This is a genomic window from Aeribacillus sp. FSL K6-3256 (assembly GCF_037965805.1).
Taxonomy (GTDB): Bacteria; Bacillota; Bacilli; order Bacillales; family Aeribacillaceae; genus Aeribacillus; species Aeribacillus composti.
Genome location: NZ_CP150188.1, coordinates 3,343,970 through 3,370,723, shown reverse-complemented (window position 1 = coordinate 3,370,723; position 26,754 = coordinate 3,343,970). Strand labels below are relative to the sequence as shown.

Here is a 26,754-nt window from a genome sequence, read left to right as displayed (position 1 = left end):
AAATAGAGAAACTTAGTTAAAGTAGTTTTCTGGTTTATAGCAAAAAATTTTGAACAAATTTATTCTAGATATAGAGGGAGGTGAATTGTTTATTATTTATATTTTCTTAGGAAATGAAAAGATAAAAAAATTTGTGGAGGGAATTTTATGGTTAAATTTAAAAATAAATTAACTAATGAATTTAAAGAAGCTCAATATGCTGCAGGAATGAACTTTGACGTTGAAGAGATAGAACCTTTTTTAAACTATTTATCAAAATCTATTTTAGATATTGGATTGACTCAAAAAGATATTAAATTGATTCAAGAGGAAATAGAAAGAACAAATGAAGATAATAAGCTCATAGAGTTTGGAACCTTTGATGTGACTTATAAAGGAAAACAGACAAAAATACGAATTCAAGTTGAAATACAAATTGAAGACGAGGATAAAGAGGTAGTTATGTATATATATAGTAGTCAAGAATTAGTAGATATTATAGATAAGGAAATGTTGAAGGTAGAGGGACAAAGGGAATTTTAATAAGTCAATAACTTGCTGTACAAAACTATTCACAGCTTGAAATAAAATATTTTACTCCAAAAAATAATAACCTTTTAATGTAGATTAAACTAAGCGCTAAGTGATCCCCTCCATAATAGGTGGAAATTATTTTACGTTTACAATTCACAGCATCTTATAGTCAAAAGTACAATTGAAAATAGGAAAAAAGTAAAAAATATGAGTTTCGTAGTAAAACTTTATTTTAGCTAGAATGAAAGAAGGGGTCATTACACATATAAGGAAAAAGAAAGAGAAGAGGAAACAGAAAAAGGAGGAATCTGTAAAGAAAACTAAAAAATTGATAAAAGAAATACTGAGTAATAAATTTACGAACCTGTTTAGTGAAATTTTGTCTATTTATATTAATTTTGTTACTAAAAAGAGCATTAGACCTTATTATTGAAAACATTAATAAATATATAACTCCGGTATTTAGAAGTAAACCGGTAAGATTAAAAGTTGACCATTTTAAGGTAAACACTGCTAAATCGATTTATCTGCGATTACCACTCAAGACATGTGGAGTGTGTGGCGAAGATGGTTTTAAAAAAAGAATTATAATAGGTCTTCTTTTTATGAATTATGTTATTGTATTGCCAAATACGGCTACTTCAATATTCAATCATTTGTTGATCAGCATGGATGATCGGCTTACTCCTTGTTTCTAAAAGAAAATATAATCAAAGATAAAAACAAAAGGGCCGTCATGTGGGAGTGCTTGGAAGAGATTGTGTTGAAGGAAAATTAAGCAGAGGGAGCCGGAAATCCGTAAAGATTTTCGGAGCTCCCTCTGCTTTTATTTCGATTTAGTCAATGAAGAAAATTCAGGAATTGCCTCATGAAAGGACAGGAACTTTTAAAATTGTATTTTGATTATTTGTTGGCTAATCCATTCAACCAATTTTTGGTTGGGAATGGGTGTGTGAAAAGAGGTTCCGTTCAAACTATATAGAATATTTCTTGATTGATCACGATTGCTTTTCAATCAAATCGAACAATTCTTCTTTACTTAAATCAGCTTGATGAAAAAGAGAAAGAATTAAGGATTCATAGGACATGAATTGGATTATTCTCCCGCACTTTAAGATACAAGGCATCTCAATTAAAAAAGGGTAATGAGTTTGTAGGGGCTTCATTTTAAATTCATGGACTATAGGGTCTAGTTTTTTGCAAAGGGCTGAAACGGTGGATTTCGAGAATTTCTTGTCACATAATTGTTCTGTAATTTTTTGTACTTTCCGAGTTGAAACACCGTTTACCACTATTTCCAACATAGCAAGCAATAATGCTTGTTCGCTACGCTGATAGCATTCAAAGAGATCGGTACTAAATTTGCCATTACGATGCCGTGGTACGTGTAAGTGGCAAATATGAAATTTTGTGTAAAATAATGGTAATATCTGGACGATATATATAATGAGGGTCAATTATTCTATGGGCTGGTGAATCCTCAAAAATAACATTTGAAAGGGGGTGCTTATATGAAAGCAAAGAGGTTAATCAGTTTATTGCTTGTGATGGTCGTAGTATTTTTCATGACAACAACCGCATTCGCCGCTTCGTCATCGAAAACATTCACCTCATCCTCTGGAACAATCGGTTCAATGAGTCTGTATCTTGACCCGGGTGAGAGTGGTTCCTCGTCTATTGCTACAATTAATGTCTCCGGATTACCGGCAGATGCGGTCATTACAAAGGTCGTTGCTGATTGTAACACGATGTCGTATTCTGGCGCAATCCTGTCAAACAGATTGTATATAACAACTAGTAACATTTCCGGATGGACATCGGCACCATGGGGATCTGGTAACAAAACAGAAATTTCTGCAGAATTGATTGGCACACTTGCGAATGGCACATATCAACTTTACTATACGGGAACCAACGTCAGCAGTTTGTCTCCCGGTTATAAAACATATAAAAATATAAAGCTGACGGTGTACTACAACTACTAAACAACATCTTAAACCCGGATAGGTAAGTAGTGGTTATCGCCAGGTATTTTCCAGCAAAGTATCAGGCGAAATCCTATGAAAAGGAGTGAATGGAAAATAAGTCGTATAAAACCATTAGATGTCAACTTAATCAATATATTGCTTGGAACAAAAATTGACAATAAGCTGCGGATGAATGGCTTTCCGTCCCCTGACTTTACCAGGTTCGATTTCTGCACGAAAACAGCCCCTGCCATGAGTGAAGAAGAATTCAGAGAGGCTATTATTGAACAGGCAAAAAAAGATGCTGCCAAAGGTATCTGTGGCGGTGAATCTGCGGGCTACAGAAATCTTATGAAAAGCTATATTTCCGTTGCGTCTCCAGATAGAAAAGGTATTATCGCAAAAGCATCCCAAAGTTTTGCCGGCAAAGGCCGAATATCCTTTGTGGAGTTCAAAGATGCAGGTAATAATGTCATTGCCCATTATTCACAAAATAATGGTTGGACAATGGTGATGACAAAAGCAGAAATGGCACGAACTAGTGAGTTTAGCGCAATATACGTTGAAGCATGGCGCGAGGCATATTATGGGAAAGGCAATACTATCGATGGTGCTGCCATCTCATCGGGAAGTACATTCAGCGTATCTGTTTAATCTCACCAGTTTCTATTCAATTTTCGAGCTGGGTGTCCGATAAGTCCCTAAAATGAAGCAAGTGGAGAAAAACAATGCGTTTCTCTCCACTTGCTTTTATATTTTTTCGATTTTTATCTGAAAGTAGCTGGCGGATGCCGGCTACTTTCAGGAAGTTGTGGGCTAATGCCACTATCCTGGCCTCTTTTACATCAATTCGATTAATGAATTGATGCAGCATTTCTGGTGTTCATTCATTAGGTATATAATAACAAAGACAACTGATAAGTGAAGGAGTTCAAAAAAATGAAACATTTTTTTTGAAAATTATTTAAGAAGAAAATTTGCGTGATAATGTCAAAGAAATACTATAAGTATGTGTCTTAATCTATAAAATCATTTTTAATGTCTTGTTATGTATAAAATACCTATTGCAAATCTAATAGGAATTGCTTATAATTTACTGTACAGAATATAGTATATTGTTTTTTAAGGAAGATAGAGTATGTGGGAAAAATTTTATTCTAAAAATGGTTTAGCAGCAAAAAACATTGCCAAAGAATTGATAAAATTAAAAGTTGGAGATAAAATTCCTCGTATCTCTGACTACTGCGCCCAACTATCCATTGGCAGGGGAACTGTACAAAGTGCATTAAATTTATTGGTGGAAATGAAAGCGATTAAATTAGAGGCCAGAGGCCATTTAGGCACGTATCTAATTAGCAAGGATAACAATTTATTGCTTGAGATTGCCGGTATCGCCCCATTAATCGGCTCTATGCCGCTTCCATATTCAAGGAAATATGAAGGATTAGCGACAGGAATAGTGGAAGCATTTGAATCAACCGGAAAAACAATAAACTTAATTTATATGCGCGGCGGGTTAAATCGAATTGAGGCGGTTCGGACAAAGAGAAGTGATTTTGCAATTGTTTCTAAGATGACAGCAGATAATATCATTTCAGAATATCCAAATTTAAAAATTTTCAAGAAATTTGGAGCCAACAGTTATGTATCCGCTCATAAGATTTTCTTAGCTGATTCAGATAATCATGTAACTAATGATAAATTAAGAGTGGGCGTGGATATGGAGTCTCCAGATCAGATGCAGCTGACATTTGCTGAATTTGAAAACAGGAATGTCGAATATGTCAATGTCAATTATATGCAGTTATTCGATATGCTTAATTCAAAACAAATTGATGTAGCTGTTTGGAATGTCGATGACAAAAGAATGAATCAAACATTTCAAGCAATCGATTTTCAATCAGCGAAAGCGAAGAAAATTTCCCGAGACACAACAGAAGCTGTTATTGTGATTGATGGTGATAGAGAACAAGAAATAGCAGAAAAGTGGGATTCAGTTGATATTCAAAAAATACTGGACATACAAAAAAGTGTTGAAAAGGGGGAAAAAATACCACGCTATTAAAACATTAATTTATCATTTACGGGATTATTAAAGATATTATCCGAAAATCAAACAGTATAAGACACTATTAAAATTTGCGTTTTATACAAGACACAAAATTTTTTAAAACAAAATACTAAATACAGTATATTGGAGGTTAAAATAATAGTGAATAGCATTCAAGTGAAAGAAAAGTTAACTATTTTATTAACAAGCAGTGTTATTACACAAAAAGCTTTTCATGTAACTTTAAATACATTTGATTACTTATCAAAAAAATTCAAAAAGGAGGTAATTGACAACTCGGAAATGTTTTGGACACATATGTCAATGGCTTTAACTAGAATGGAAAGGGGTGAATGCGAAGATGGTCCTTCCAATACAATCATGAATGAAGTGAATGAGACGCCTTATAAAGAGGATATAGAAGAAATTATAAACCATATAAATTCACTGGTTGGCCAAGAACTCCCTGAAGGAGAGCGTGTCTATTTTTATCTGCATCTTCATCGAGTTATTGAATCAAATAAATAGGAGGGGTTTTTCTATGGTGAGAATTGTAATAGGTGGACAGTTGAATAAACAAGCAATTGAAAAGCAAGTGAAAGAAATCGGAGGAAATAATGTAGAAGTATCCGTTAAAAGTGATTTGGAAGCAGTTATGGCTGTCAAAAACAAAAAAGCTGACTATTATATTGGTGCCTGTGAAACCGGATCAGGTGGAGCGCTTGCAATGGCAATTGCATTATTAGGCAAAGATAAATGTGTTACTTTGGCATCTCCAAGTACCATAAAAACCAAGGAAGAAATCGAAAAGGAAGTGAATGATGGCAAAATTGCATTTGGATTTACGGCATCATCTTCAAAAAATATATTGAATATACTAATTCCTGCTTTATTAAAATAATCAGCTTTCGCAGTTTTATATTTTCTAAACATTTGATGGAACTCACTTCAATCCTTGTAAAAATGCAAATTGTTTTTTGGAACATGTGATTAATAAAAAGAAAGACACCTTTTTCTTTTGGGGAAAATATGGGTGACGAAACTTTTAACAAAAGAAAAAAGGTGTCATTTAAATGGTAATGAAAGAAACCTGCTTTACGCAATTACCAAAAGAAATTTCATAGTCAAATATATCATCTAAGAGAGGCTAATATCAAGAAATATATAGGCTATTCCTGTTTGTAAATCGATTTTTTCCAGTGTTTCAAAATAAAAATCAGTGAATCTGCGTAAAAAAGATACTATTTATCGTTTTTTACGTTCACTAACATTCTTTTTGTCTGCAGTTCTGTGAACGCAGTGAATGGCTTGCACTTTTAAGTGCTGATACAGCCTTGCCCAAATCATCCAATATGAAGTATTTTTTAAATCCGTATCCCTTAAAACCTAGGCAAGCAGTTTCAAGGCCGCTTTTATGACAGGTTGATGATTGATACAATCACTGTTTTTACATGATTTTGATGGATGATATCGGAAGAAGATCCGTTGGCAAACCTTTTGATAGTTTTGCGAAGATGTGCGAGACAAGGATGACATCACCGTTTTACATACACCGAACGATCCTTGTCAAGCACTTGCCAACAAGAAGTTTTTTGGATTGGGGCATTTTGAAAAATCAAATGAAGAAAAGGGTGGCATTTTCCACCTAATTATATCGGGCAATGTCTAACAATGTGCGAAAGTTGAGTATAAAAAATGAATAAACAGAGGTGAGTAGAATGGATTTGAATCTCATTCAATGTATTGTCATAGTTGCTGTCGGTGCGTTAGGTTCTATTCTCGTAAACCGCGGGGTAGCGGTGTTTAATGACGGGTTGCGTCCCATTATGCCTGAATACCTTGAAAATCGAATGACAAGAGGAGAACTGGCTGCAACCAGTTTTGCATTGAGTTTTGGATTAATAGTCGGCTTCGGCATCCCTCTTTCTATAGGAGCTACGATTATTATTGGCCATAGTATTTTATTAGCGTGCGACATAATTGGTATTTGGACTCCAGATAATAAAATAGGAATGGTTACAGCCGGAGTTCTCGGTGCTGTTTATAGTATAGGAATAGTGTTAGGTTTGCAATTTGTCGTAGATTTATTTAACATGCTTCCAGTAAATTTCATAGATTCTTTAAGTCTTATCGGTAATCCGATTATTATTGCATTTACAGTATTTCCTGCTATTGCCGTTGGGTATCAGCACGGTTTAAAAAAAGCTGCTGTCACGGCGATTGTCACTTTAGCCTCCTTTTTGTTATTCGAAAAGTTTGGAACATTTAAAGTCGCAGGATACGATATTTCCCTTAGCCCTGAAGGAATGGCGTTATTAATAGGAATGTTAATGATGGTTTATTATGCCTCTAGAGTTAAAGGCGGAGAGGATACTACAAATGCCGATTTAGTAAATATTTTTAATGAACGTGTAAATCGAATTAAGAAGAATCGCTGGTTATTAGCTTTAATGGGTGGACTTGTTTCTTTAACATCTTCCATGTTGATTTTAGCAGTTGATGCAATGCCTCAAGCATTGATTAATAAAGGTCTTTATACAGAGGCAGCCATTGCTACATTTGCACGTGCGATCGGATTTATTCCTTTAGTTTTTTCAACTGCCATTGTAACGGGGGTTTATGGTTTAGCTGGTACGACATTAGTATTTGCAGTCGGTCTTATTTTCAGAGATATACCGATTTTGGCATTTGTGTTGGGTGCTTTAGTCATGTACTTGGAGGTCATATCATTATCAGCAGTATCAAAAAGTATGGATAAATTGCCTGGCATACGCGAGATGGGAGAGCATATTCGAACTTCGCTGGCAGATGTTCTCGGAATTGCGATATTAATCGGCAGTGCAATGGCAGCGGAAAAAATTGCTCCAGGAATCGGGTTCTTTTGGGTCATTGGATTTTATTTAATCAACCGGATGGCATCAAAACCACTTGTTGAATTGGCTGTTGGGCCAATAGCGGTCATATTATTGGGGATCATCGTTAATCTTCTTTACGTAGTTGGTTTATGGCAGGTTGGTTAAATACAATGGCATCTCTCCAATCTCATTTTGGGATTGGAGAGATGTTCAGTTGAAATTATTAAAAAAAGGGGAAAGTATCTAATGTTGAAAAACGGGATTACCTATATGCATGAGCATACAACCATTGACCTTTCTGAAGTAAAAAATAATGAGGATTGCCGGTTGGATGTATTTCCTGAAACTGTAAAAGAATTTAAAAAATTATATGAAAAGGGTGTACGTAATATTATTGATGTAACCAATATCGGAATGGGGAGAAGTATTACATACGTCCAAAAGGTTTCAGAAGAAAGCGGGATTAATATTATTTTCGCTACTGGTTTCTATCAAGATTCTTTTTACCCGATTCAAGTATTTCGGGAAACAAAAGAAAAGCTGGCAGAAAGAATGATAAAGGAAATTGTCGAAGGAATAAAAGGAACAGATGCAAAAGCTGAAATTATTGGTGAAATTGGAACAAGTTATAATAAATGGACAGAAGCTGAGAAAAAAGTGTTTGAAGCAGTTGTCATCGCCCATAAAGAAACGAAAAAACCAATTTCTACACATACATCTATCGGAACGTTAGGACATGAGCAAGTGGAATTCTTTAAAAAGCATGAAGTAGATTTAAATCGAGTGGTCATAGGACATGTTGATTTAACAGGAGACGCCGATTATGTATTAAAAATGCTAAGAGAAGGAGTATATGTAGAATTTGACACAATAGGAAAAGAAAGTTACATGCCGGATCGCGTTCGAGCAGAAATGTTGAAAAAAATACAGGATAAAGGGTATATCGACAAAGTACTATTATCTATGGATATTACTAGAAAATCACATCTCGAATATAAAGGTGGATTAGGGTATTCCTATTTACTGGACACATTTGTCCCCCTTTTGCAATCTTATGGGATTACAAGTGAATCGATCGATAAAATGTTGATTCATAACCCACGTGCTTTTATGGAAGGGTAAGGTGAATGATTATGGAAACTTATCCGCTAAAGAGTATTTCTATTGAAGAAGCTAAGCGCAGACAGTTTAAGCTCGTTGATGTCATTACAAGGCATTTTCGCGGAGATGAAATGATTTCGCTTGGTGATCTAGGTGTTGTAAGAGGCATTAATAAACCAAAATTTACAAAAAAAGTAGAAGAAACATTAGCTGACTTCTTTGGCGTAGAGAAAGCATTATTGGTGCGCGGCGCTGGAACAGGTGCATTGAGGTTTGGTTTTATGAGTTTTTTGCAGCCGGGTGATCAGCTCCTTGTACATGATGCACCTATATATCCAACAAGCAAAACAACTTTAGAATCAATGGGGATAATGCCGATATATGCGGATTTTCACAATCATGAAGAAATCAAAAATACAATCAGGCAAAATCCAAAACTAAAAGGCGCATTGATTCAGCATACTAGGCAAAAAATTGATGATCATTATGATTTGGCTGAAACAATAAAAATAATACGTTCGGCTGATCCGGCTCTAATTATAATAACAGATGACAATTATGCTGCAATGAAAGTAGAAAATATTGGGGTGCAAGTCGGAGCGGATTTGTCCACCTTCTCAATGTTCAAGCTATTAGGTCCAGAAGGTGTTGGAATCATATTAGGGAAAAAGGATTTAATCAAGGAAATAGAAAAAATGAATTATTCCGGAGGAAGCCAAGTTCAAGGCTATGAAGCTTTGGAAGCATTAAGAGGTCTTGTATATGCTCCCGTTATGTTGGCTATACAAGCAAGCGTGAATGATCAATTAGTCCATGCCCTTAATAATGGAGCAGTAAAGGGTGTGAAAAGGGCTTATTTAGCCAATGCACAATCAAAAGTTTTACTTGTGGAATTTACTGAACCAATCGCAGAAGAAGTACTTTATCATGCCAATGAATTAGGGGCGGCACCCAATCCGGTCGGCGCCGAATCAAAATACGAAGTTGTGCCAATGTTTTATAGAGTTTCCGGCACTTTCTTATCGTCAGATCCAACATTAGCCAAAAAAATGATACGTATTAATCCATTAAGAAGCGGAGCGGAAACAATTTTAAGAATACTAGAGGAATCCATTCATCGGGCAACCGAAAATCATAAGGAAATATAGTAAAGGGGGATCAAAAATGAACAAAAGAGTCATTATTATTATATTGGACAGCTTAGGTGTCGGTTATATGGAAGATGCCAAAGACTATCACCCTTTAGATGTCGGCGCCAATACTTTTTATCATATTATTGATGTAGTGCCATCATTGAAAATTCCAAACTTTGAAAGATTAGGCATCAACAAAATTTTACATCATCCGAAATTAAAAAATGTTGATAATATTGCCAGTTACGGTGTTTTGAACCTTATGCATCAAGGAGCAGACAGTTTTGAAGGGCATAATGAAATTATGGGAACAAAACCAAAAAAAGCGTATTTAGCTCCTTTTGTTGAAAATATGGATCAAGTAAAACGTGCTCTAGAAAAAGAAGGATATAAAGTAACGATCCCAAATCCTGAATTGCCGTATCTATTAGTCAATGATTTAGTCATCGTCGCTGATAATATCGAAACTGATTACGGCCAAATTTATAATGTGAGTGCTCCGCTAGATTATATTCCGTTTGAAGAAGTATTAAAAATAGGGCAATGTGTGCGCAAAAATGTTAAAGTCAATCGTGTGATTGTCCTTGGTGGCGAAAATGTAACACCCGAACACTTGCAACGATCAGTAGAAAGACGGGAAGATGGATTAGTAGGGGTGAATTCACCTAAATCAAATGTATATAAACAAGGGTATCAAGTACGTCATTTAGGTTTTGGCATCTCTCCTGAATTTCAGCTGCCAACATTGGCGAAAAAAAGCGGAATGGAAGTTTCTCTTATTGGAAAAATGCAGGATGTCATTTATTGTGAAGGCGCCAATAGATTTCCGGGTGTCGATACGGAACAAGTAATGAAGGATATTTTACATGAAATGGACAATGTAAAACATGGAGTAATTGCTGCAACAGTACAAGAAACAGATTTGGCCGGACATGCACAGAATCCAGCCCGCTATGCGGATCGTATTGAAGTGGTCGATAGATATTTGCCGGAAATACTGGAAAAAATGACAGAACAGGACCTGTTGATTATGAGTGCGGATCATGGGAATGATCCTACGATTGGCCATAATCAACATACAAGAGAGAAAACGTATCTGTTAGTTTATCATAAACAAATATCCCCCGTTAAAATTGGAGAAAGAAAGACACTATCAGATATCGCTGCAACTTCTGCAGAGTATCTTGGACTTAATAAAACTGAAAACGGAACTTCATTCCTTCAAATATTGCAAAAAGGAAAGAGGAGACTGACGGATGTTTTTACAATCGACAATAATGCATAACAAAAAATTAATAGAAGCTGCATTGGACTTTCATCAGCAAGGAATTATCCCACCCAATACTTATGTAATAGATCTTGATACAGTAAAGAGGAATGCTAAAGCTTTATCTGAAAAAGCCAAAAAACAGGATATTGAACTATTTTTTATGACAAAACAATTTGGCCGCAATCCGTTGGTGGCGCAAGCTATTGTTGAATCAGGGATTGAGAAGGCAGTCGCCGTAGATCCATGGGAGGCCATGACTCTTAGTAAAAATGGCATTCAGATTGGCCATGTTGGACACCTCGTTCAAATACCTGTCCATATGATATCAACAATATTAAATCTTAATCCTGATTATGTTACAGTTTTTAGTTATGAAAATGCTCGAAATATAAGCAGAATTGCTCAACAGATGGGAAAAAAACAAAAAGTCTTTTTGCGCATTGCAAACAAAGACGATTATATATATAACGGTCAAGAAGGTGGATTCACATTTGAACAGTTAGTGAAAGATATTGAATCTATGGAAAAATTGGAAGGCATTGAAATAGCCGGTTTAACAAGTTTTCCTTGTATATTGATTCAAGATGATGTTCCAACCATTACTCCGAATGTCAAATCCATGCAGACTGCAAAATTGTTTTTAATGAATAGAGGATATGAAAAGCTTGAGATGAATATGCCAAGTGCCACTTCTACCGCAACAATGAAATTATTAAAGGAAAATGGTGCAACACAAGGAGAACCCGGTCATGCATTAATTGGAACGACTCCATTGCATGCTTCACAAAACTTGGAAGAAAAACCTGCGATGGTATATGTATCGGAGGTATCCCATTTATATAATAATCATGCATATGTTTTTGGCGGCGGATTTTATCCGCGTTCACATATGAAGGAAGCATTAGTTGGAACAAATAGACAAAATCTAAAGCGGGTTCCTACAATTGATAATGCTCCGACTAATATTGATTATTACGGCTCATTGGCGACAGACGGAGTACGAGTGGGAGATACGGTCATATATGCCTTTCGCACACAAGTATTTGTTACCAATGCCCATGTTGCCGTCTTAAAGAATATTTCCGCCAACCCTGAACTTGTAGGAATTTATGATTCTATGGGGAATTTAATCAATTGATCCAATAAAAATGATCATTTTTACTGCAAGAGCATGGTTGTTAATGGAAATTTTGGAGGAGATTTTAAATGTATCGAGCTGTCTTTCTGGATATAGACGGGACAATTTTGAATTCTAAAAATCAGCTTGAAGATGAAACCATAGAATCTATTCATAAAGTGCAAAAGAAGGGGATTATCGTTGGTTTGGCTTCAGGCAGGTCTTTAGAAGCCTCAAAAATTTATGGTGATAAATTACAGTGCTCGCTTTATGCTGCTTATAACGGCAGCCTTGTATTTTTAAATAATAAGATCATTCATGATGTAAAAATATCAGCAAAAGTTGCCTATGATCTTTGCAGCCAAACTTATCAATATGGAGGCAAGTATATTCACTTTTCGTACAGTACCTCACGATCTAATCAGCCTTTATATGAAGAACATTTACTGCCATTTGCAAAAAAGACAAATTTAGAGGATACGGATTGCGAAGCGCACCGATTAACTTTATATATAAATTCTGAACAACGTAAAGTTCTTAAAGAGAAAGTGCTGGAGGATTATGTTTTTGAAGAAGGAGATCGACTCGAGGTATATCCAAAAGGTTCTAAATGGACCGGTATTCAATCTGCCATTCAACAATTGAATATATTGCCTGAAGAAGTGATTGCAATCGGTAATGGGATAAATGATGTCGAAATGTTGGAATCATCTGGATTAGGAATCGCGATGGGAAATGCAACTGATTATGTAAAAAGTAAAGCAAACATGATTGTTGAAGATAATGATCATTATGGAGTAGCAAGAGCACTAAGAACGATTTTTAAAATATAAAATATTTTGTTCAAGAGTAAAGATTCCCATAATGATTTTGTAGAAAGGGGAAATGACGTGGAAATTATTAAAGTAAAAGATTATGAAGAAATGAGTGAGAAAGCAGCTAATATAGTCATAGAGCATATGAAAAGTTTGAAAAGACCAGTCATTGGTTTTGCAACAGGTTCAACTCCAATTGGTTTATATAATTGTTTGGTCAAAAAATATCAACAAAAGGAAGTTTCATTTAAAAATGCAACTACTTTTAATTTAGATGAATACGTTGGGCTGCCTAAAGAAAATAAGAATAGTTACCACTATTATATGCATGAAAATTTATTCCAACATATTGATATTCAACCGGAAAATGTTCATATTCCTAATGGAATGGCTGAAGATTTGGAACAAGAGTGTATGACTTATGACAGATTAATTTCTAAAAATAAAATTGATATACAAATATTAGGACTGGGATTAAACGGCCATATTGGTTTTAATGAGCCAGGGACCAGCTTTAAAAGCAGAACGCATATTGTTAAACTGGATCAATCAACGCGAAAAGCAAATGCTAGATTCTTTCAGTCGATCGACGAAGTACCAACGAAAGCAATTACGATGGGAATTGAAACGATCATGGAAAGTAAGAAAATCTTGCTGCTTGTTTCTGGTAAAAAGAAAGCGGACGCCCTTGCAAGGCTATTGGGTAACAGTGATATTTCTGAAGAGTTTCCTGCTTCAATTTTAAGACAGCATAATGATGTGACAGTGATCGCAGATGAAGAGGCCTTGAAAAAAATAAATGAATAATATTTATTGTCTATTTTTAAGCTCCTTTTTTGCGAAAATAAATTCAGGGGTAGACTGTGACTTTTGGGTTTCGAATCAAGGCGTAAGAGAAAAGATGTAATTGAAAAAAACTGCCGAAAATACGGCTTCACGTATAAACATTTTGTTCGTGTATTTACATGTAATTCTTTGTAAGGCTCTTTATTGAATAAGCAATCGATAAACAATGGAAAGCATTCATCGTCCAATAGCGATGGGTGCTTTTTTCCCTTTTGAGCTATCCATGACAATATTTGCAAATACATGATATTTCCAATTTCTTGATTCTTACCAAGCTGTTGATCATAATGGATTGCCTTTTTACTGATCGAATACTCTAGCTACAATAAGATTTTTTTCTTCGCGGATTCGTATAAAAGTAAAAAAAGAAAAAGGGGATGGATTATCTTGAAGCTATATATTCAAATGAGGAAAGCAGATTGAAGACATATTTGCAAGACTATGAAGTAAACGAGTAAATACAAGGCCAAAGTCTTGTTGTATTGGGAGGTATTCATGAATAAACTAAATTTTTGCTTGCAAGCTGTTATTCCAAAAGTGGATGGATTAACCGAAAAGATAAAATCGGAAAAACCCCTCTATCCACGGCATGCTATTTCGGATATGTGGATATATCGAGGGTTTTGTTGAATAACGGTGCAAAAATAAATGAAATATGTATGGATCAAGCATATAACGGATGGGATGGTCATATACAGATTGGTACATTGAACCTCTCCGAGAGTATGGTTGGATCAATCTATATTTGGATGATTTATCGGACATTCCGATTGGCTTAATAGGTGTGGGAACAATGAATAAGCCATTTCATAAATCAACAAACAACATGTGCATATTCTTTCGTTGGATCATGATTTGGGAACAGATGAAAAAGGAAATTTGCGAAGAATCGGTTATAATTTGGTTAAATATATTTGTGAAAAAGGTATAAGACCTGAAAACAGAATTTACATTAAATGTCGTGGAAAAGGAAAACATGTATCAAACCTTACTGGCCGCACAAAGAAGAGGGTTCATTGACAAGGATATTGAAATTTATCATTATCAGTTTGTTAGGAACAGGACTCGCGAAGAGAATGAAACATATTTATGTTGCTTTGTATATTTTAAGCATATAAATGTGTTGTTTTTTGTGTAGAATTACGTGTATCAAATAGATTAATAATGCATTTATTAAAGGAAAGGGGGATGGAAGGTGGGTGTTCATACATTGAAAAAAGAACAACATCCTATTGCTAACACGAATACATTGCATTTTTTGAAAACAAATGTTTTAAGCGTAACGGACATTTCGAGAACAAAAAAATTATCAGAAATACTGGATCTTTTTTCTAATGGTTTCACAGATGAAGTATTTGTTATTCAAAATGCAAAAAAGAAAAATGCACAAGCTGTAGTCGTCAATATAGATTATTTTGAAACATTGCTTCAAATGAAAGAAGTTTTAGAAGAAGCGCTTGATCAAGTCGTTATGGAAGAAGCCTATGCACGTAAAGATAAACCTGCAAATCAAACCTTATCAGATATTTTTGATGAAGACGATATGAATGTAAATGAATTAATGAAATTATTAGAGGAAGATGGATGTGAAGACACTTGAAGATTTGCAGGCATTGGTTTTAGAAAAATATAATGTCGATCTGAGATTTGTTGAAGATGTTAAACAAGATATTAAAGCGATTAACAAAGGACATAGGCAAACCGTTTTATTAGAAATATTAAAAAGAGCTAAGCAAGGCCCCCTATTTAAGCCTGACGGAGCTGCTGAATCACTACATGGGGACTTACATGGTTTTGCAAGGATTAAATCAAAGTTATTAAATATTAGGGTGATTTATCGGCAAGTTGAAGGACGGCCGATAAGAATGGAAGTTATTGCAATTGGTCCTCGTGATAGGAAAAAGGCATATCGAATGGCTGCTGAACGTTTACAAAAATTCTTTATGGAAATGGATTAGCAGTTTACTACCGCGGTGGAACCTCACACCACTCACTAAAGTGGCGTGCTTCTCCACGTTTCTATGAGAATTTCCTGCTTCATCACATCGCAGCCTATCTCTACAGGCTTCGATCCACTCCTGCATTGATTGCGTAAAATATGCTTCGAGAATTCTCTACTGGCTGTACAATCTTTTTTAGAAAAATACTCTGTCAAACAATGACAAAAACAATTCCTGCTCCTATGAGTCAGGAGTTTCTTTGTTGTATTTTCTCCCTTTTTGTGACAAAAAACGGATTTACCGAAACATAGACCCTATATATAGAAGTTAGTAGTTTGTTTCGACATAGAGTGAAAAACCACGTCCAGAATTGACAGACATCACACCACTGCTGGCGAGAAAACCAAACAAAGGAACAAATTCAAAAAACAATTAGAACTGTTTGTTAAAATTATCTATTTTGTGTTTTGGGAGGCAGATTATTGAAAAAAAGACACATCGTTTAACTGATATGTCTTTTGCGAATAGGTTTCTATAAAATGCAATAGGCTTTCCCTTTTGCGATTCTCTCTTAATTTTTCTTCTCCTCTATGAAAAAAGAGATGGTGATTTTTTCTGGTTTACGGTTTTTGAGTGATAGAACCGATCTTTTTATCTATTATTAACGTTTTCAATAGGAAATTGAAATTGGAATTATCCAATAGTTTAGAAGGAGAAGAAAATGATGAATGAGGAAAAAATGAAAATGATTGAGTTGGCTGTGAAAGATTTGGTTTTGTAATGCACAAATTCAGGACACAAAACGGTCTTCTTTAATTGGATTATGTCAAAAATTATTTGAAAAAGCTCATCGGCCGGGATTCGATTCATCCTCAGTATCTAACGGGAGAGATAGTAACCTTCTGCACAGCACAGCAAGCACGGCAACATTTTTTTAGGAGAAACAGCAAAGTGGGAGTATTTTTTACAAGAAAATATGCATCCAGTCCCATCATTAGACAAGAATGCTGGAACGATCATGTTCCTAATTGGAACAATAAAAAGGGAACCATTTTCAAAACACCCGGGAAACCGTCAATCCTGTCAAACGGAGAAGGAACAAAAAAGGATTAAAAGCAAATGATAGTTTTTGATAAACTTTAAAAAAAACCATCCCAAGAATGCTGGCGTCATAACAGCATTCTTGGGATTTGTTTGTAAAACATAGAATATTGGGAAAATTTTTGTTATGGGACAACTGAAGCTTTAAAACAGCAGAAATCCAATGGAGATCGGGATAAAACTGAAAATTAGAATCATGACGCAAAATCCCATAATATCTCGGATGTGGAGGCCTGCGATCGCTAAAATGGGAAGCGCCCAAAACGGCTGGATCATATTTGTCCAAGCATCTCCCCAGGCTACCCCCATTGCTGTTTTGGCCGGATCTGCTCCCAATTCCATTGCTGCCTGAATCATAATCGGTCCTTGAACCGCCCATTGCCCGCCCCCGGATGGAACAAAGATATTGATTAAGCCAGCACTAAGAAAGGAGAGGTAAGGCAAGGTTTGTTCGGTCGAAACACTGACGAACCATAATGCGATTTGCTCAGACAATCCTGAATGAATCATCATTCCCATAATTCCAGCATAAAAGGGAAACTGGATGATAATCCCACCGGCGTTTTTAACGCCGTTCGCTACCGTATCCAGAAACCTTTTCGGTGTTTGATGAAGCAAAATTCCAAGGAAAAGGAAAATAAAATTGACGATATTAATGTTTAGGTTAAATCCGTTTACAGCAAAATGATAAACAATAAATGCAATTCCCATAATGCCGATGATCAGGGATATTGTCCGACTGTTTTCCAATTTTTCTGCTGGTGTCATAGGTGTCACATGTTCTACTGCTGCTGCTTCTTCATTTGGAATCACCCATTTCGTTCGATCTTCGAGCAGGCTCTCTGCATTTTTTAACAAATAACGGTTAAACAGCGGCAAGGTGATCAAAAGGGCAATAACAATAAATAAATTTGTCGGGCTAAAAAGGGTTTTCGTCACTGGGATCACACCCATGGATTCCTCCAAAAAGTGGCCCGGGGTTGCAATGGTAAGTGGGATCGAACCGGAAAATCCCCCGTGCCAAATGAGGAATCCGCTGTATGCACTGGCAATTAAAATACGGTAGTCGACGGATGGAACATGCTTGGCAACATGTATGGCAAACAAAGCGCCGATCACCAGCCCGAAACCGTAATTAATCAGGCAGGCGATTAATGAAACAATGGTTACAAGCATGACGGCATGGGCAGGGGTGCGTGCAAAGGTGCTTACTTTCGCCAAAAACCTTTTAATGACGGGAGTGTTTGCTAATATATAGCCGGTTACAACCACAAGGGTCATCTGCATGGTAAATTCCAGTAAATCCCAAAAACCTAAACCCCAATGGGTGACCATGTCCACTGGACTGTTGTCTGTAAAGAAAACACCTAATAAATATACTAAAAACGTTAAAATAATGGCGAACAGCAAGGCATCAGGCAAATAACGCTGCACCACCCGGTTGAAAAAGGATGTAAGTGTCTTCAATGGTTTCTCCTCCCTTTAGCAAATAATAAATTCTGTTTGTTTTTTCCACCGGTTCCGTTAAAAAATAAGAGCAAGTAAATGAGTACATAATGGAATCGCTTTCAAAACTCCTTTTTGCATCCGCTTACATAAAAGTTTACACAGGGACAAAAGGTAAAGTAAAATAAATAAAATGAATCTTATTTATTACATTTGGGAATAAAAAGGGGGATTCGATGGAACTTCGGGACATTCAATCCTTTATTGAGGTGGCCAATCATCAGAGTTTTACAAAAGCTGCGGAGCACTCCTATTTATCCCAGCCGTCATTAAGTAAAGCCGTGAAAAAGCTGGAAGAGGAATTTCATATGGAACTATTGGAACGATCCACGAGGCATATTCAATTGACGGATGCAGGAAAAGTTGTTTATGAACAGGGAAAAAAGTTAATGAATATTTTGGAAGAAACGAAAATGCTGCTGGATGAACTGGCAAACGTCGCCATTGGAGAAATTAAAATCGGCATTCCTCCCCTTATTGGAACGTTGTTTTTCCCTTCCATTGCCGGAAACTTCCATCAACAATACCCGAATGTCAAATTGGAGTTGGTGGAGGTTGGCGCAAGGGTGGTAGAGCAGCTGGTAGAAGAGGGGGAAATTGATGTCGGCATTGTGGTTCTGCCGGTGGATGAATCCATTTTTCACATTTCTTCTTTTTTTACGGATGAATTTGTCCTTTTTATCCACAAGGATCATTCTCTGGCCTGCAAACAAAGGGTGTCCGTCAAAGAATTGGAGAAGGAAAGCTTTATATTATTTGCAAAAAACTTTACGTTGCATGAATTTATTATTAACACCTGCAAAAATTCTGGTTTTACCCCGAATATCGCCTATGAAAGTTCCCAATGGGATTTAATTTTGGAGCTTGTTTCATCAAAAATGGGGATCACATTGCTGCCGAAAGTGATAGGCGGAAAACAAAATAATCCGGATATTGTTATTATTCCCTTGAAAGAAAAGGTTCTTTGGCATCTTGGTATTATCACGAAAAAGGGTCGGTACCGCTCCTTTGCTTTGAAAAAATTGCTGGAGATGCTTACGGAACAAGAAAAGTGAAATCTATACATTCCATTTCGAGTAACGTTGTATTTCAATGAATAAATAAACCGTTTCCTAATGATGGAAAGTACCTTAGGACGGAAATTCCTTGGCTGCAGTCTTTCATTTTTTGTACAAAAGATATAATAAACATATAAATTGGTGGTGAATGAAAAAGTTATCCATACGACGAACATTGATAACCGTCTTTAAACGATTCTCTGTCAGGGGGACCAGCCGATTCAGCGGCACTAACTGTATCCACTCTGAGCCGCCAACTCAAGAGCGGATTACTTTTTTTAAAAAAGACAGTATTGGTCCATCCACCCCCAGAGGAAATAGCGAGCATGAGAGATTCAAATAATGTCAAGGCATCCCCTTTCCTTCAGGGAGTGTCGATCCACCCTTGAGTTTTTCGTTTCTAGCAACTGCGTAAGAGGCATTCACACCATAATTAGGCCCCACACATAGATATACCAAACGAGTTTATTTAAAAATGAAAACAGGGTAACCTCATTCAATAATTTATGGTACCCCGTGGAAGGATAGAAATCTTATTTTACCTTACAGTTTTATGCTGAAATTATTTTCAGCTGTTTCAATATGATGATCGTATAACGAACGTTTTCTCGTATCCGGAACTAACAGACTTAAAATAAGGGATAATATAATGCCTCCCATCATAAATCCGCCAAAGACCCATGGGGAAGGACCGAAGGATTCGGCCATTGTTGTCCAAATCATCGGACCGAAACCAACAATGGCGGCTGCCACTTGATACCCGAAGGATAAACCTGTGTAGCGAACCTTTGCCGGAAATAATTCGGAGAATAAGGTGCCCTGTGTTGCGAAAATCGATGCCCAGATGATTCCCAGCATCACGCCTTGCATGATGTATAACCAGGAAGCGCCCTCGTCAACCAATGAAAAATAAGGGATAGATAAGATAAACAATAAAATTAATCCGACAATATAAATAAGTTTTCGACCAATATAATCAGACAAGTATCCTACAACCGGAATGGTGATAATCATAGTTGCGCAGCCAATGGTAAGGGCTGTTAGTGCCACTTGGTTGGAATACCCCAAGTACACCGTAGAATAAGAAAGAATAAATGACATTAAGAATACATTGAAAAATCCGTCCCCAATTTTTAAACCGATAGCATGCAAAACACTTTTCCAATTCGTTTTGAACGTTTCCAAAAATGGTATTTTCGCAATTGCTCCAGCTTCCTTTTGTTGTTTGAAGGCAGGAGTCTCTTCAATTCCGCTTCGGATCCAGAGTGCGAGTCCAATCAGAACGACACTAAATAAGAACGGAATCCTCCATCCCCATGCCAAAAATTGTGTATTAGAAGTAAAATAACTAATAACCGTTAAGCTTAATGAACCGAGAACTAAACCGATGGGTACACCTAACTGGGGAATGGAGCCATACAGTCCGCGAAGGCCTTTCGGGGCATATTCGGTGGCCAACAGAACAGCTCCACCCCATTCACCCCCAAGGGAAATACCTTGGATGAGCCTTAAAAGGACGAGTATAATCGGCGCCCAAATACCAATTTGCTCATAAGTAGGAAGAAGACCAATCAAAAATGAACTTCCGCCCATTCCAATAAGTGTAAATATTAAAGCGGCCTTTCTTCCCATCTTATCACCAAAATGACCGAAGATAATGCTGCCGATAGGTCTGGCTGCATAGCCAATTCCAAAGGTTGCAAAAGAAAGTAATAGTCCTACAGCCGGATCATGACTTGGAAAGAATAGAAATGAAAACACAAGTCCCGTAGCAGTACCATATAGGTAAAAATCATACCATTCAATGACAGACCCTGATAAGCTGGCAAACAAGATACGGATTTTGTTCATAAAAATACACCCCTCATCTCACATATCTAATAATCAAATTCAAATTCTCTTTTTGAGGGAATTCACGGTTATTTCATTATCGCTTGCACTGGAACGGCGGAATTCCATTAATGACATTCCGAGGTTTAAAATATTGGAAAAGCAGGTACATAAAAGTAACTTGAATGATTTTATAGTAAATTTTCGGATTTCCTCAACAAATGTTTTTGAATTTTTCCGACAGACGTTCTAGGAAAGTCCTTCACAAACTCGATGGTATTCGGTATTTTAAATTTTGAAAGACGGTTCCGGCAATGTTCAATCAGCTCCTGTTCCGTCGTTTGTCTTCCTTCTTTTAAAATTACAAACGCTTTAATGGCCTCATCCCGCATCTCATCAGGCACACCGATGACAGCAGCTTCATACACGTCCGGATGTTCCATGATTACATTTTCTACTTCCATTGCCGCTACGTTTTCTCCAGCACGTTTGATCATATCCTTTTTTCGATCAACGAAGTAAAAATAACCGTTTTCTGTCATAATGGCGTTGTCCCCTGTATACAGCCAGCCGTCTTGAATAGTTTCGTTGGTTGCCTTTTCATTTTTGAAATACCCTTTCATAATAGTGCGCCCCGGAATGCCTTTTACAATGATCTGACCGGGTTTGTTGACCGGTACTTCTTTTCCCGCTTCATCCACAAGTTTGACTTCGGCGCTGAGGATGGGCTTTCCGATTCCGGTATTATCCTTTTGCCCATATAATGGATTCATTAATGGCGGTGCTACAGTTTCTGTCATTCCGTATAGCTGCAACAGCGGTACATTGTATTTTTGTTCAAATTCCTGCAGTTGTTCAGGCGTGACCGATTGGGCAAAGATGATTAAGCGGAGAGGATTTTCTTTGTCTGCCTCATCAAAACGCTGTGCTAAAATCATGCGGATGGGAGCTGCAAACAATGAACCGACTGTTGCATGCAATCTCTTTGCCTGCTTAAAATATTGGGAAGCACTGAACCGTTCCGTGATGGCAACACTTGCTCCAACGGTTAAGGCAGGCATAAACAGATAGTATTGGCCATTGCCATGAAAAAGAGGAAGTACGATCAAAGCCCTGTCTTCTGGGGTAAAGTTCAGGGTCTTCGAAACAGCCTCGCCAGTATAAAGATAATTGGCATGAGTAATCATGCATCCCTTCGGCTTAGAAGTTGTTCCCGAAGTATACATGATGGAGACAATATCATCGCTTTTGAGGGATATAGGAGGAATGTCTCCCTCTGCTTTTTCAATTAAATGATCCATGCTTATTTCTTTGTATAGATCATTTTTGCAGCGGCTTAACAATATTTTTTTAAGATTTGGCAATTTGCTTTGAATTGATTGAAATTTTTCTAAATACTCCTCTTCTGTAATTAGGAGAACCGATTCCGAGTGGGCGATGTAATATTCCATTTCATTTGCAGTCGAGAGGATGTTTGTTGGTACCATAACCGCACCGACTCTAGCTAATGAAAACCAGCAGACAATGAAGTCAGAACCATTTGGAAGATGGAGAGTAACCCGGTCGCCTTTTTGAATCCCTAAATCCAAAAGTACTCGGCTGAATTTATTCATTTTTTGCAAAAACGTCTGATAAGTATACATGGTGGTTTTTTTGTTATTATCTTCAAAGACAAGAAATGGTTTATCTCCGTGTAACCTGCATTTTTCATGAAGCAAATCGATTATCGTTCTTTCTCCAATAATATCCATCGATTTCACCCCCTATAGTAAACGCTTACACCTAAAATAGACTGTAGTCTTTATAGACCATAGTTTATTTCAATATATTAGATTTGTCAATAATATTTTGTTAATTTAGAATATTTTGTATAATAGGTTTTCCAAGACCATTAGATATAATAAAAGACAAGTTGAGTTAGGAAAAAAGGGGATTTTTTTATGACATTAAATGCAAAGCAAAAAAAAGCACTTAAAACCAAAAAAAGAATTTTGGAAACAGCTTTGGAGCTGTTTAGTCAAAAAGGATATAACCAAGTCACTGTGGATGAAATCGTCGAGAAAAGCAAAACGTCGAAGGGAGCCTTTTACGGGCATTTTGCTTCGAAGTCAGAAATTTTTTTGGAAAAGTTTAAGGAAATTGATAACTTTTATGATGAATTTTGCAAAACATTGCCGAATGATTTATCTGTTAAGGAAAAAATTATACGTCTTTCCATCACACAAATGAAGTATTTGAAAAACGATTTAGGGAAAGAGTTAATGCAAACGATTTATATGAATCCCCAAAGCGCAAAGTTTCTGGCGGATACGAATCGAAGATTATATCACATTCTTGAAAATTACTTACAAGAGGGACAGGAAAAAGGAGAGTTCACCGAAGATTTTTCAATACAAGAGCTGGCCATGATCATTTCCAGGTGCATGCGGGGAACTTTATATGATTGGTTTATTTTCGAAAAGGAACTAGATCCGGTCATCGAGATTGAAAAGATGCTTCAAGCGGTTTTTCAAGGAATTGAAAAATGTTGATTTAAAAAATTACTAGAGCTTTAGAATCGTAGGAAACTACTTATCCATGGTATGAAATTGAGCCATACTGATCATCCTTTTCTTCCTCTCTTTATGTTTGAATGTTCTGATACTTACAAGCATAAGAGAGGTTTTGAAAATGGGAAATCACGTGGCTCATTTTTTATGTGGTCGCTCCTCTGTAAAGTGACTTAATATTAAATAATCAAATTCAAACATACATCCTATATGTAAAAATTTGTGTTTTTTTGCATAGAGTGAAAAACCACGCCAAAAAATGACAGAACATCATCACTGCTGGCAAGATAAGCAAACAAAGGAATAAATCCTAAAAAAACAATTGGAACTGTTTGTTCAAATTATCTATTTTGGGAGGCAGAATAAGTGACTGATTTTATAATTGAGTGACATGTTCATCATCTGTTGTTTGAAGAGATGATTTATCTGTTTTATTTTGTGCAACTGTTCGCGTTTGCATCAACGTAAAAATCATCGATATCCCCCTTTAACCAAGATATATCTCATAAAGAGCTCGCTTTGGCTGCTTATGGATTCTTTTTTGATCTTCTTTATCGGTAGAAACTCTTATTTAAACAGCACATCTCATTCGTTCAGGTGACATCTGGCGATTGGTAAATAATAGGATATGTTGATGGAGTAAAATGATTCATTTTCAAGAAAAAATTAATTTTAGCGGTCTGGTTGTATAAAGTTGATATAGAATCTGTAAATCTATAAATAATCGTGATGGACTTTAATTAGAAATACTAATAATGAACTATACTTAAATAATGATATACTATAATTAAGATATAACTGTTGTAGAAAAGGCGTGTGGCGAAAGCCATGTAGAGCTTTGAATTAGGCAGGTCGCCTGCATCCTTTCTACAAATATTGGGGGATAAGGATGGGGAAAAATGAGTAGCAGACAAACTAACACTGACGTTATTTTAATTGGTGCCGGAATTATGAGTGCGACTTTAGGGACACTGTTGAAAGAATTAGCGCCGGAATGGGAAATTAAAGTGTTTGAAAAGCTCGACAAACCAGGAGAAGAAAGCTCTAATGAATGGAATAATGCAGGAACGGGGCATGCTGCACTATGTGAGCTTAACTACACACCCGAGAAACCGGATGGATCTATTGATATTAGCAAAGCTATAAAAATTAATGAACAGTTCCAAGTTTCCAGACAGTTTTGGTCTTACCTTGTAAAAAACAATCTAATACAAAATCCGCAGGAATTCATCAGACCGCTGCCCCACATGAGTTTAGTCCAAGGGGAAAATAATGTGAGATATTTAAAGAAACGTTTTGAAGCGCTATCAAACAATCCATTATTCCAAGGAATGGAATTTTCTGATGACCCGGAAAAACTGAAAGAATGGATTCCGCTTATAATGGAAGGACGTACATCGAATGAACCGATCGCAGCAACCAAAATCGACTCAGGTACGGATGTTAACTTTGGAGCTTTAACACGCATGTTATTTGACTACTTAAAAGAGAAAGAGGTCGAAATATACTACAAGCATAGTGTTAAGGATATTAAACGCACAAGAGACGGTTTGTGGGAATTGAAAGTGAAGGATCTCAATAGCGGTTCAGTTGAAATCCATAAGGCTAAATTCGTATTTATTGGAGCCGGCGGGGGAAGTCTGCACTTGCTTCAAAAATCTGGTATTCCAGAAGGTAAACATATTGGTGGTTTTCCTGTAAGCGGATTATTTATGGTATGTAATAATCCAGAAGTTGTAGAGCAGCATCATGCAAAAGTTTACAGTAAGGCTAAAATTGGTGCACCTCCTATGTCAGTTCCGCACCTTGATACACGGTATATCGACAACAAAAAAACATTGCTCTTTGGACCGTTTGCAGGCTTCTCGCCTAAGTTCTTAAAAACTGGTTCAAATTTGGATTTGTTTGCTTCCGTAAAACCGCACAATTTCGTAACTTTGTTGGCATCAGCCTTTAAAAACTTTTCTTTGGAAAAATACTTGATCGAGCAGCTTCTGTTAACGAAAGAAAAGCGCATGAATGAGTTGCGCGAGTTTATCCCGACGGCTAAATCAGAGGATTGGGATATAGTCGTCGCAGGCCAACGTGTGCAAATTATCAAAGATACTGAAGCTGGCGGTAAAGGAACGATTCAATTTGGTACAGAAGTTGTTACGGCTGCAGATGGCTCGATCGCTGCATTGCTCGGTGCTTCTCCTGGAGCTTCTACTGCCGTACACGTAATGCTTGAAGTAATTAAAAAATGCTTTCCTCAACATTTGAATAAATGGGAACCGAAAATTAAAGAAATGATTCCTTCTTATGGTGTGTCACTAGTGGAAAACCCGGATCTTTTCCATGAACTTCATACTTCAACAGCAGAGACGCTCGGTCTAAACGGACAAGAACCGATCTCTGGTGTAAACGAAAAAGAACCGGTTTATAGCTAATTTCTTGGATGAGAAACAAAGGTGTGGAATGAATAAAGTTTAAAACAGCCACTTTTCATCAGTGGATAATTGTTTCTATAATAAAGAAAAGAGACTGATAAGTCAATGATTTTAAAGCAGAGCTAATATAAAAAAATTGCAGAATAATAGAATATAATTGAAAATAATCCGTTTTTAAAAATTTTTTGTCACGACGAAAAAAAGAGGGATGTCTAATAAGTCGTTTTTTCGATTTATAGACCTCCCCTTTAATGTTTTAGTAACGTTTATATATTGATGTTTATGTGTTTTTTGTTTTAATGACGTTTTGATTTTTGATATGCCTCCCCATTAGGTAGACAGATTAAAAAATAAAAATCTGTTTATCTTCATGGGGAGTTTTATTATGATAACCAAAAGAGTTTATCCTTACGGTGTTATACACATGCGGAATTTGAATGGAAAGCCATTTTGACAATAAAGAGCTTGCTCTCCCACAGCCTTAAAAGCATTGTAAAACTTGTGTTCGTAAAAAGACACCTGTCTTGGATAAAATTTAAACTTATTTATCAAGATTGGCAACAATATTGCCACGTAAAAAACATGTTAGGAGTTGATTTCGTTTGACTTCATAAACGTGTGCTTTTTTGTTGTGAACTTTTATATTAAAATAGTTTTTTAAAATAATGAATGAA

General features: G+C 36.4%; 23 protein-coding genes and 1 pseudogene. 19 read left to right on the top strand and 5 right to left on the bottom strand.

Annotated elements, in window-relative coordinates; translation table 11 throughout:
• Nucleotides 1-147 precede the first annotated feature (147 nt).
• A complete protein-coding gene (locus NSQ84_RS16220; protein ID WP_066250170.1) occupies nucleotides 148-522 on the top strand; it encodes a hypothetical protein in 375 nt (124 codons plus the stop codon).
• A gap of 1,121 nt (nucleotides 523-1,643) precedes the next feature.
• Here NSQ84_RS16220 and NSQ84_RS16215 read toward each other — a convergent pair.
• Nucleotides 1,644-1,904, bottom strand: a pseudogene (locus NSQ84_RS16215) (transposase); the annotation flags it as partial.
• A 120-nt stretch (nucleotides 1,905-2,024) separates the two neighbouring features.
• On the opposite strand from NSQ84_RS16215, the gene NSQ84_RS16210 reads away from it, so the two are divergent.
• Both NSQ84_RS16210 and NSQ84_RS16205 read left to right on the top strand, forming a co-directional pair.
• A complete protein-coding gene (locus NSQ84_RS16210) occupies nucleotides 2,025-2,498 on the top strand; it encodes a hypothetical protein (protein ID WP_133309162.1) in 474 nt (157 codons plus the stop codon).
• 75 nt (nucleotides 2,499-2,573) lie between these two features.
• Nucleotides 2,574-3,134, top strand: a complete 561-nt coding sequence (locus NSQ84_RS16205) for a hypothetical protein (RefSeq protein ID WP_066250162.1) — start codon at nucleotides 2,574-2,576, stop codon at nucleotides 3,132-3,134.
• Nucleotides 3,135-3,150: 16 nt separating this feature from the next.
• Here NSQ84_RS16205 and NSQ84_RS16200 read toward each other — a convergent pair whose 3' ends face one another.
• On the bottom strand, nucleotides 3,151-3,306 hold the full coding sequence (locus NSQ84_RS16200; RefSeq protein WP_339197662.1) for a hypothetical protein: 156 nt from the start codon (nucleotides 3,304-3,306) through the stop codon (nucleotides 3,151-3,153).
• Between the two features lie 312 nt (nucleotides 3,307-3,618).
• On the opposite strand from NSQ84_RS16200, the gene yhfZ reads away from it, so the two are divergent.
• The 13 genes from yhfZ (at nucleotide 3,619) to NSQ84_RS16135 (ending at nucleotide 15,625) form a co-directional block, all read left to right on the top strand.
• On the top strand, nucleotides 3,619-4,545 hold the full coding sequence (gene yhfZ / locus NSQ84_RS16195) for a GntR family transcriptional regulator YhfZ (RefSeq protein WP_066250160.1): 927 nt from the start codon (nucleotides 3,619-3,621) through the stop codon (nucleotides 4,543-4,545).
• 147 nt (nucleotides 4,546-4,692) lie between these two features.
• A complete protein-coding gene (locus NSQ84_RS16190) occupies nucleotides 4,693-5,058 on the top strand; it encodes a PRD domain-containing protein (protein WP_063388787.1) in 366 nt (121 codons plus the stop codon).
• Between the two features lie 13 nt (nucleotides 5,059-5,071).
• Nucleotides 5,072-5,431 (top strand): DUF2620 domain-containing protein, encoded by a 360-nt coding sequence (locus NSQ84_RS16185; RefSeq protein WP_063388786.1) that lies wholly within the window; start codon nucleotides 5,072-5,074, stop codon nucleotides 5,429-5,431.
• Nucleotides 5,432-6,248: 817 nt separating this feature from the next.
• Nucleotides 6,249-7,550 carry a YhfT family protein gene (locus NSQ84_RS16180; protein WP_066250158.1) on the top strand — a complete coding sequence of 434 codons (1,302 nt, stop codon included), beginning with the start codon at nucleotides 6,249-6,251 and terminating at the stop codon, nucleotides 7,548-7,550.
• 81 nt (nucleotides 7,551-7,631) lie between these two features.
• On the top strand, nucleotides 7,632-8,507 hold the full coding sequence (locus tag NSQ84_RS16175) for a TatD family hydrolase (protein ID WP_066250155.1): 876 nt from the start codon (nucleotides 7,632-7,634) through the stop codon (nucleotides 8,505-8,507).
• 5 nt (nucleotides 8,508-8,512) lie between these two features.
• Nucleotides 8,513-9,634: an aminotransferase class V-fold PLP-dependent enzyme gene (locus NSQ84_RS16170; protein ID WP_063388783.1), complete on the top strand. Its 1,122-nt coding sequence runs from the start codon at nucleotides 8,513-8,515 to the stop codon at nucleotides 9,632-9,634.
• A 16-nt stretch (nucleotides 9,635-9,650) separates the two neighbouring features.
• A complete protein-coding gene (locus NSQ84_RS16165) occupies nucleotides 9,651-10,904 on the top strand; it encodes a phosphopentomutase (protein WP_066250152.1) in 1,254 nt (417 codons plus the stop codon).
• A complete protein-coding gene (locus tag NSQ84_RS16160) occupies nucleotides 10,876-12,027 on the top strand; it encodes a YhfX family PLP-dependent enzyme (protein ID WP_066250150.1) in 1,152 nt (383 codons plus the stop codon). Before NSQ84_RS16165 ends, NSQ84_RS16160 begins: the two co-directional genes overlap by 29 nt.
• 68 nt (nucleotides 12,028-12,095) lie before the next feature.
• Nucleotides 12,096-12,839 (top strand): HAD family hydrolase, encoded by a 744-nt coding sequence (locus tag NSQ84_RS16155; protein WP_066250148.1) that lies wholly within the window; start codon nucleotides 12,096-12,098, stop codon nucleotides 12,837-12,839.
• Between the two features lie 57 nt (nucleotides 12,840-12,896).
• Nucleotides 12,897-13,628, top strand: a complete 732-nt coding sequence (gene nagB, locus NSQ84_RS16150) for a glucosamine-6-phosphate deaminase (RefSeq protein WP_066250145.1) — start codon at nucleotides 12,897-12,899, stop codon at nucleotides 13,626-13,628.
• An 867-nt stretch (nucleotides 13,629-14,495) separates the two neighbouring features.
• A complete protein-coding gene (locus tag NSQ84_RS16145; protein ID WP_314736878.1) occupies nucleotides 14,496-14,687 on the top strand; it encodes a cyclic-phosphate processing receiver domain-containing protein in 192 nt (63 codons plus the stop codon).
• 175 nt (nucleotides 14,688-14,862) lie between these two features.
• Nucleotides 14,863-15,267 carry a hypothetical protein gene (locus NSQ84_RS16140; RefSeq protein ID WP_063388778.1) on the top strand — a complete coding sequence of 135 codons (405 nt, stop codon included), beginning with the start codon at nucleotides 14,863-14,865 and terminating at the stop codon, nucleotides 15,265-15,267.
• Nucleotides 15,254-15,625 (top strand): hypothetical protein, encoded by a 372-nt coding sequence (locus NSQ84_RS16135; protein WP_066250142.1) that lies wholly within the window; start codon nucleotides 15,254-15,256, stop codon nucleotides 15,623-15,625. Before NSQ84_RS16140 ends, NSQ84_RS16135 begins: the two co-directional genes overlap by 14 nt.
• Before the next feature lie 1,227 nt (nucleotides 15,626-16,852).
• Here NSQ84_RS16135 and NSQ84_RS16130 read toward each other — a convergent pair.
• Nucleotides 16,853-18,175, bottom strand: a complete 1,323-nt coding sequence (locus NSQ84_RS16130; RefSeq protein ID WP_066250140.1) for a short-chain fatty acid transporter — start codon at nucleotides 18,173-18,175, stop codon at nucleotides 16,853-16,855.
• Nucleotides 18,176-18,390: 215 nt separating this feature from the next.
• On the opposite strand from NSQ84_RS16130, the gene NSQ84_RS16125 reads away from it, so the two are divergent.
• A complete protein-coding gene (locus tag NSQ84_RS16125; RefSeq protein ID WP_066250138.1) occupies nucleotides 18,391-19,269 on the top strand; it encodes a LysR family transcriptional regulator in 879 nt (292 codons plus the stop codon).
• A 546-nt stretch (nucleotides 19,270-19,815) separates the two neighbouring features.
• Here NSQ84_RS16125 and NSQ84_RS16120 read toward each other — a convergent pair.
• Nucleotides 19,816-21,123, bottom strand: coding sequence for an MFS transporter (locus NSQ84_RS16120; protein WP_066250135.1), 1,308 nt, complete (start codon nucleotides 21,121-21,123; stop codon nucleotides 19,816-19,818).
• Nucleotides 21,124-21,293: 170 nt separating this feature from the next.
• Nucleotides 21,294-22,853: an AMP-binding protein gene (locus NSQ84_RS16115; protein ID WP_066250133.1), complete on the bottom strand. Its 1,560-nt coding sequence runs from the start codon at nucleotides 22,851-22,853 to the stop codon at nucleotides 21,294-21,296.
• A 189-nt stretch (nucleotides 22,854-23,042) separates the two neighbouring features.
• Between NSQ84_RS16115 and NSQ84_RS16110 the strand changes: the two genes are divergently transcribed.
• Together NSQ84_RS16110 and NSQ84_RS16105 are read left to right on the top strand one after the other, a co-directional pair.
• Nucleotides 23,043-23,633 (top strand): TetR/AcrR family transcriptional regulator, encoded by a 591-nt coding sequence (locus tag NSQ84_RS16110; RefSeq protein ID WP_066250131.1) that lies wholly within the window; start codon nucleotides 23,043-23,045, stop codon nucleotides 23,631-23,633.
• Nucleotides 23,634-24,550: 917 nt separating this feature from the next.
• Entirely contained in the window at nucleotides 24,551-26,080 is a 1,530-nt protein-coding gene (locus NSQ84_RS16105) for a malate:quinone oxidoreductase (RefSeq protein WP_066250128.1), read from the top strand.
• Nucleotides 26,081-26,754 lie beyond the last annotated feature (674 nt).

Bases quoted from the DNA above. Each gene is read 5' to 3' on its own strand.
- NSQ84_RS16220 (WP_066250170.1), top strand. From the start codon at position 148: ATGGTTAAATTTAAAAATAAATTAACTAATGAATTTAAAGAAGCTCAA.
- NSQ84_RS16210 (WP_133309162.1), top strand. From the start codon at position 2,025: ATGAAAGCAAAGAGGTTAATCAGTTTATTGCTTGTGATGGTCGTAGTA.
- NSQ84_RS16205 (WP_066250162.1), top strand. From the start codon at position 2,574: ATGAAAAGGAGTGAATGGAAAATAAGTCGTATAAAACCATTAGATGTC.
- yhfZ (WP_066250160.1), top strand. From the start codon at position 3,619: ATGTGGGAAAAATTTTATTCTAAAAATGGTTTAGCAGCAAAAAACATT.
- NSQ84_RS16185 (WP_063388786.1), top strand. From the start codon at position 5,072: ATGGTGAGAATTGTAATAGGTGGACAGTTGAATAAACAAGCAATTGAA.
- NSQ84_RS16180 (WP_066250158.1), top strand. From the start codon at position 6,249: ATGGATTTGAATCTCATTCAATGTATTGTCATAGTTGCTGTCGGTGCG.
- NSQ84_RS16175 (WP_066250155.1), top strand. From the start codon at position 7,632: ATGTTGAAAAACGGGATTACCTATATGCATGAGCATACAACCATTGAC.
- NSQ84_RS16170 (WP_063388783.1), top strand. From the start codon at position 8,513: ATGATTATGGAAACTTATCCGCTAAAGAGTATTTCTATTGAAGAAGCT.
- NSQ84_RS16165 (WP_066250152.1), top strand. From the start codon at position 9,651: ATGAACAAAAGAGTCATTATTATTATATTGGACAGCTTAGGTGTCGGT.
- NSQ84_RS16160 (WP_066250150.1), top strand. From the start codon at position 10,876: ATGTTTTTACAATCGACAATAATGCATAACAAAAAATTAATAGAAGCT.
- NSQ84_RS16155 (WP_066250148.1), top strand. From the start codon at position 12,096: ATGTATCGAGCTGTCTTTCTGGATATAGACGGGACAATTTTGAATTCT.
- NSQ84_RS16125 (WP_066250138.1), top strand. From the start codon at position 18,391: ATGGAACTTCGGGACATTCAATCCTTTATTGAGGTGGCCAATCATCAG.
- NSQ84_RS16120 (WP_066250135.1), bottom strand. From the start codon at position 21,123: ATGAACAAAATCCGTATCTTGTTTGCCAGCTTATCAGGGTCTGTCATT.
- NSQ84_RS16115 (WP_066250133.1), bottom strand. From the start codon at position 22,853: ATGGATATTATTGGAGAAAGAACGATAATCGATTTGCTTCATGAAAAA.
- NSQ84_RS16110 (WP_066250131.1), top strand. From the start codon at position 23,043: ATGACATTAAATGCAAAGCAAAAAAAAGCACTTAAAACCAAAAAAAGA.
- NSQ84_RS16105 (WP_066250128.1), top strand. From the start codon at position 24,551: ATGAGTAGCAGACAAACTAACACTGACGTTATTTTAATTGGTGCCGGA.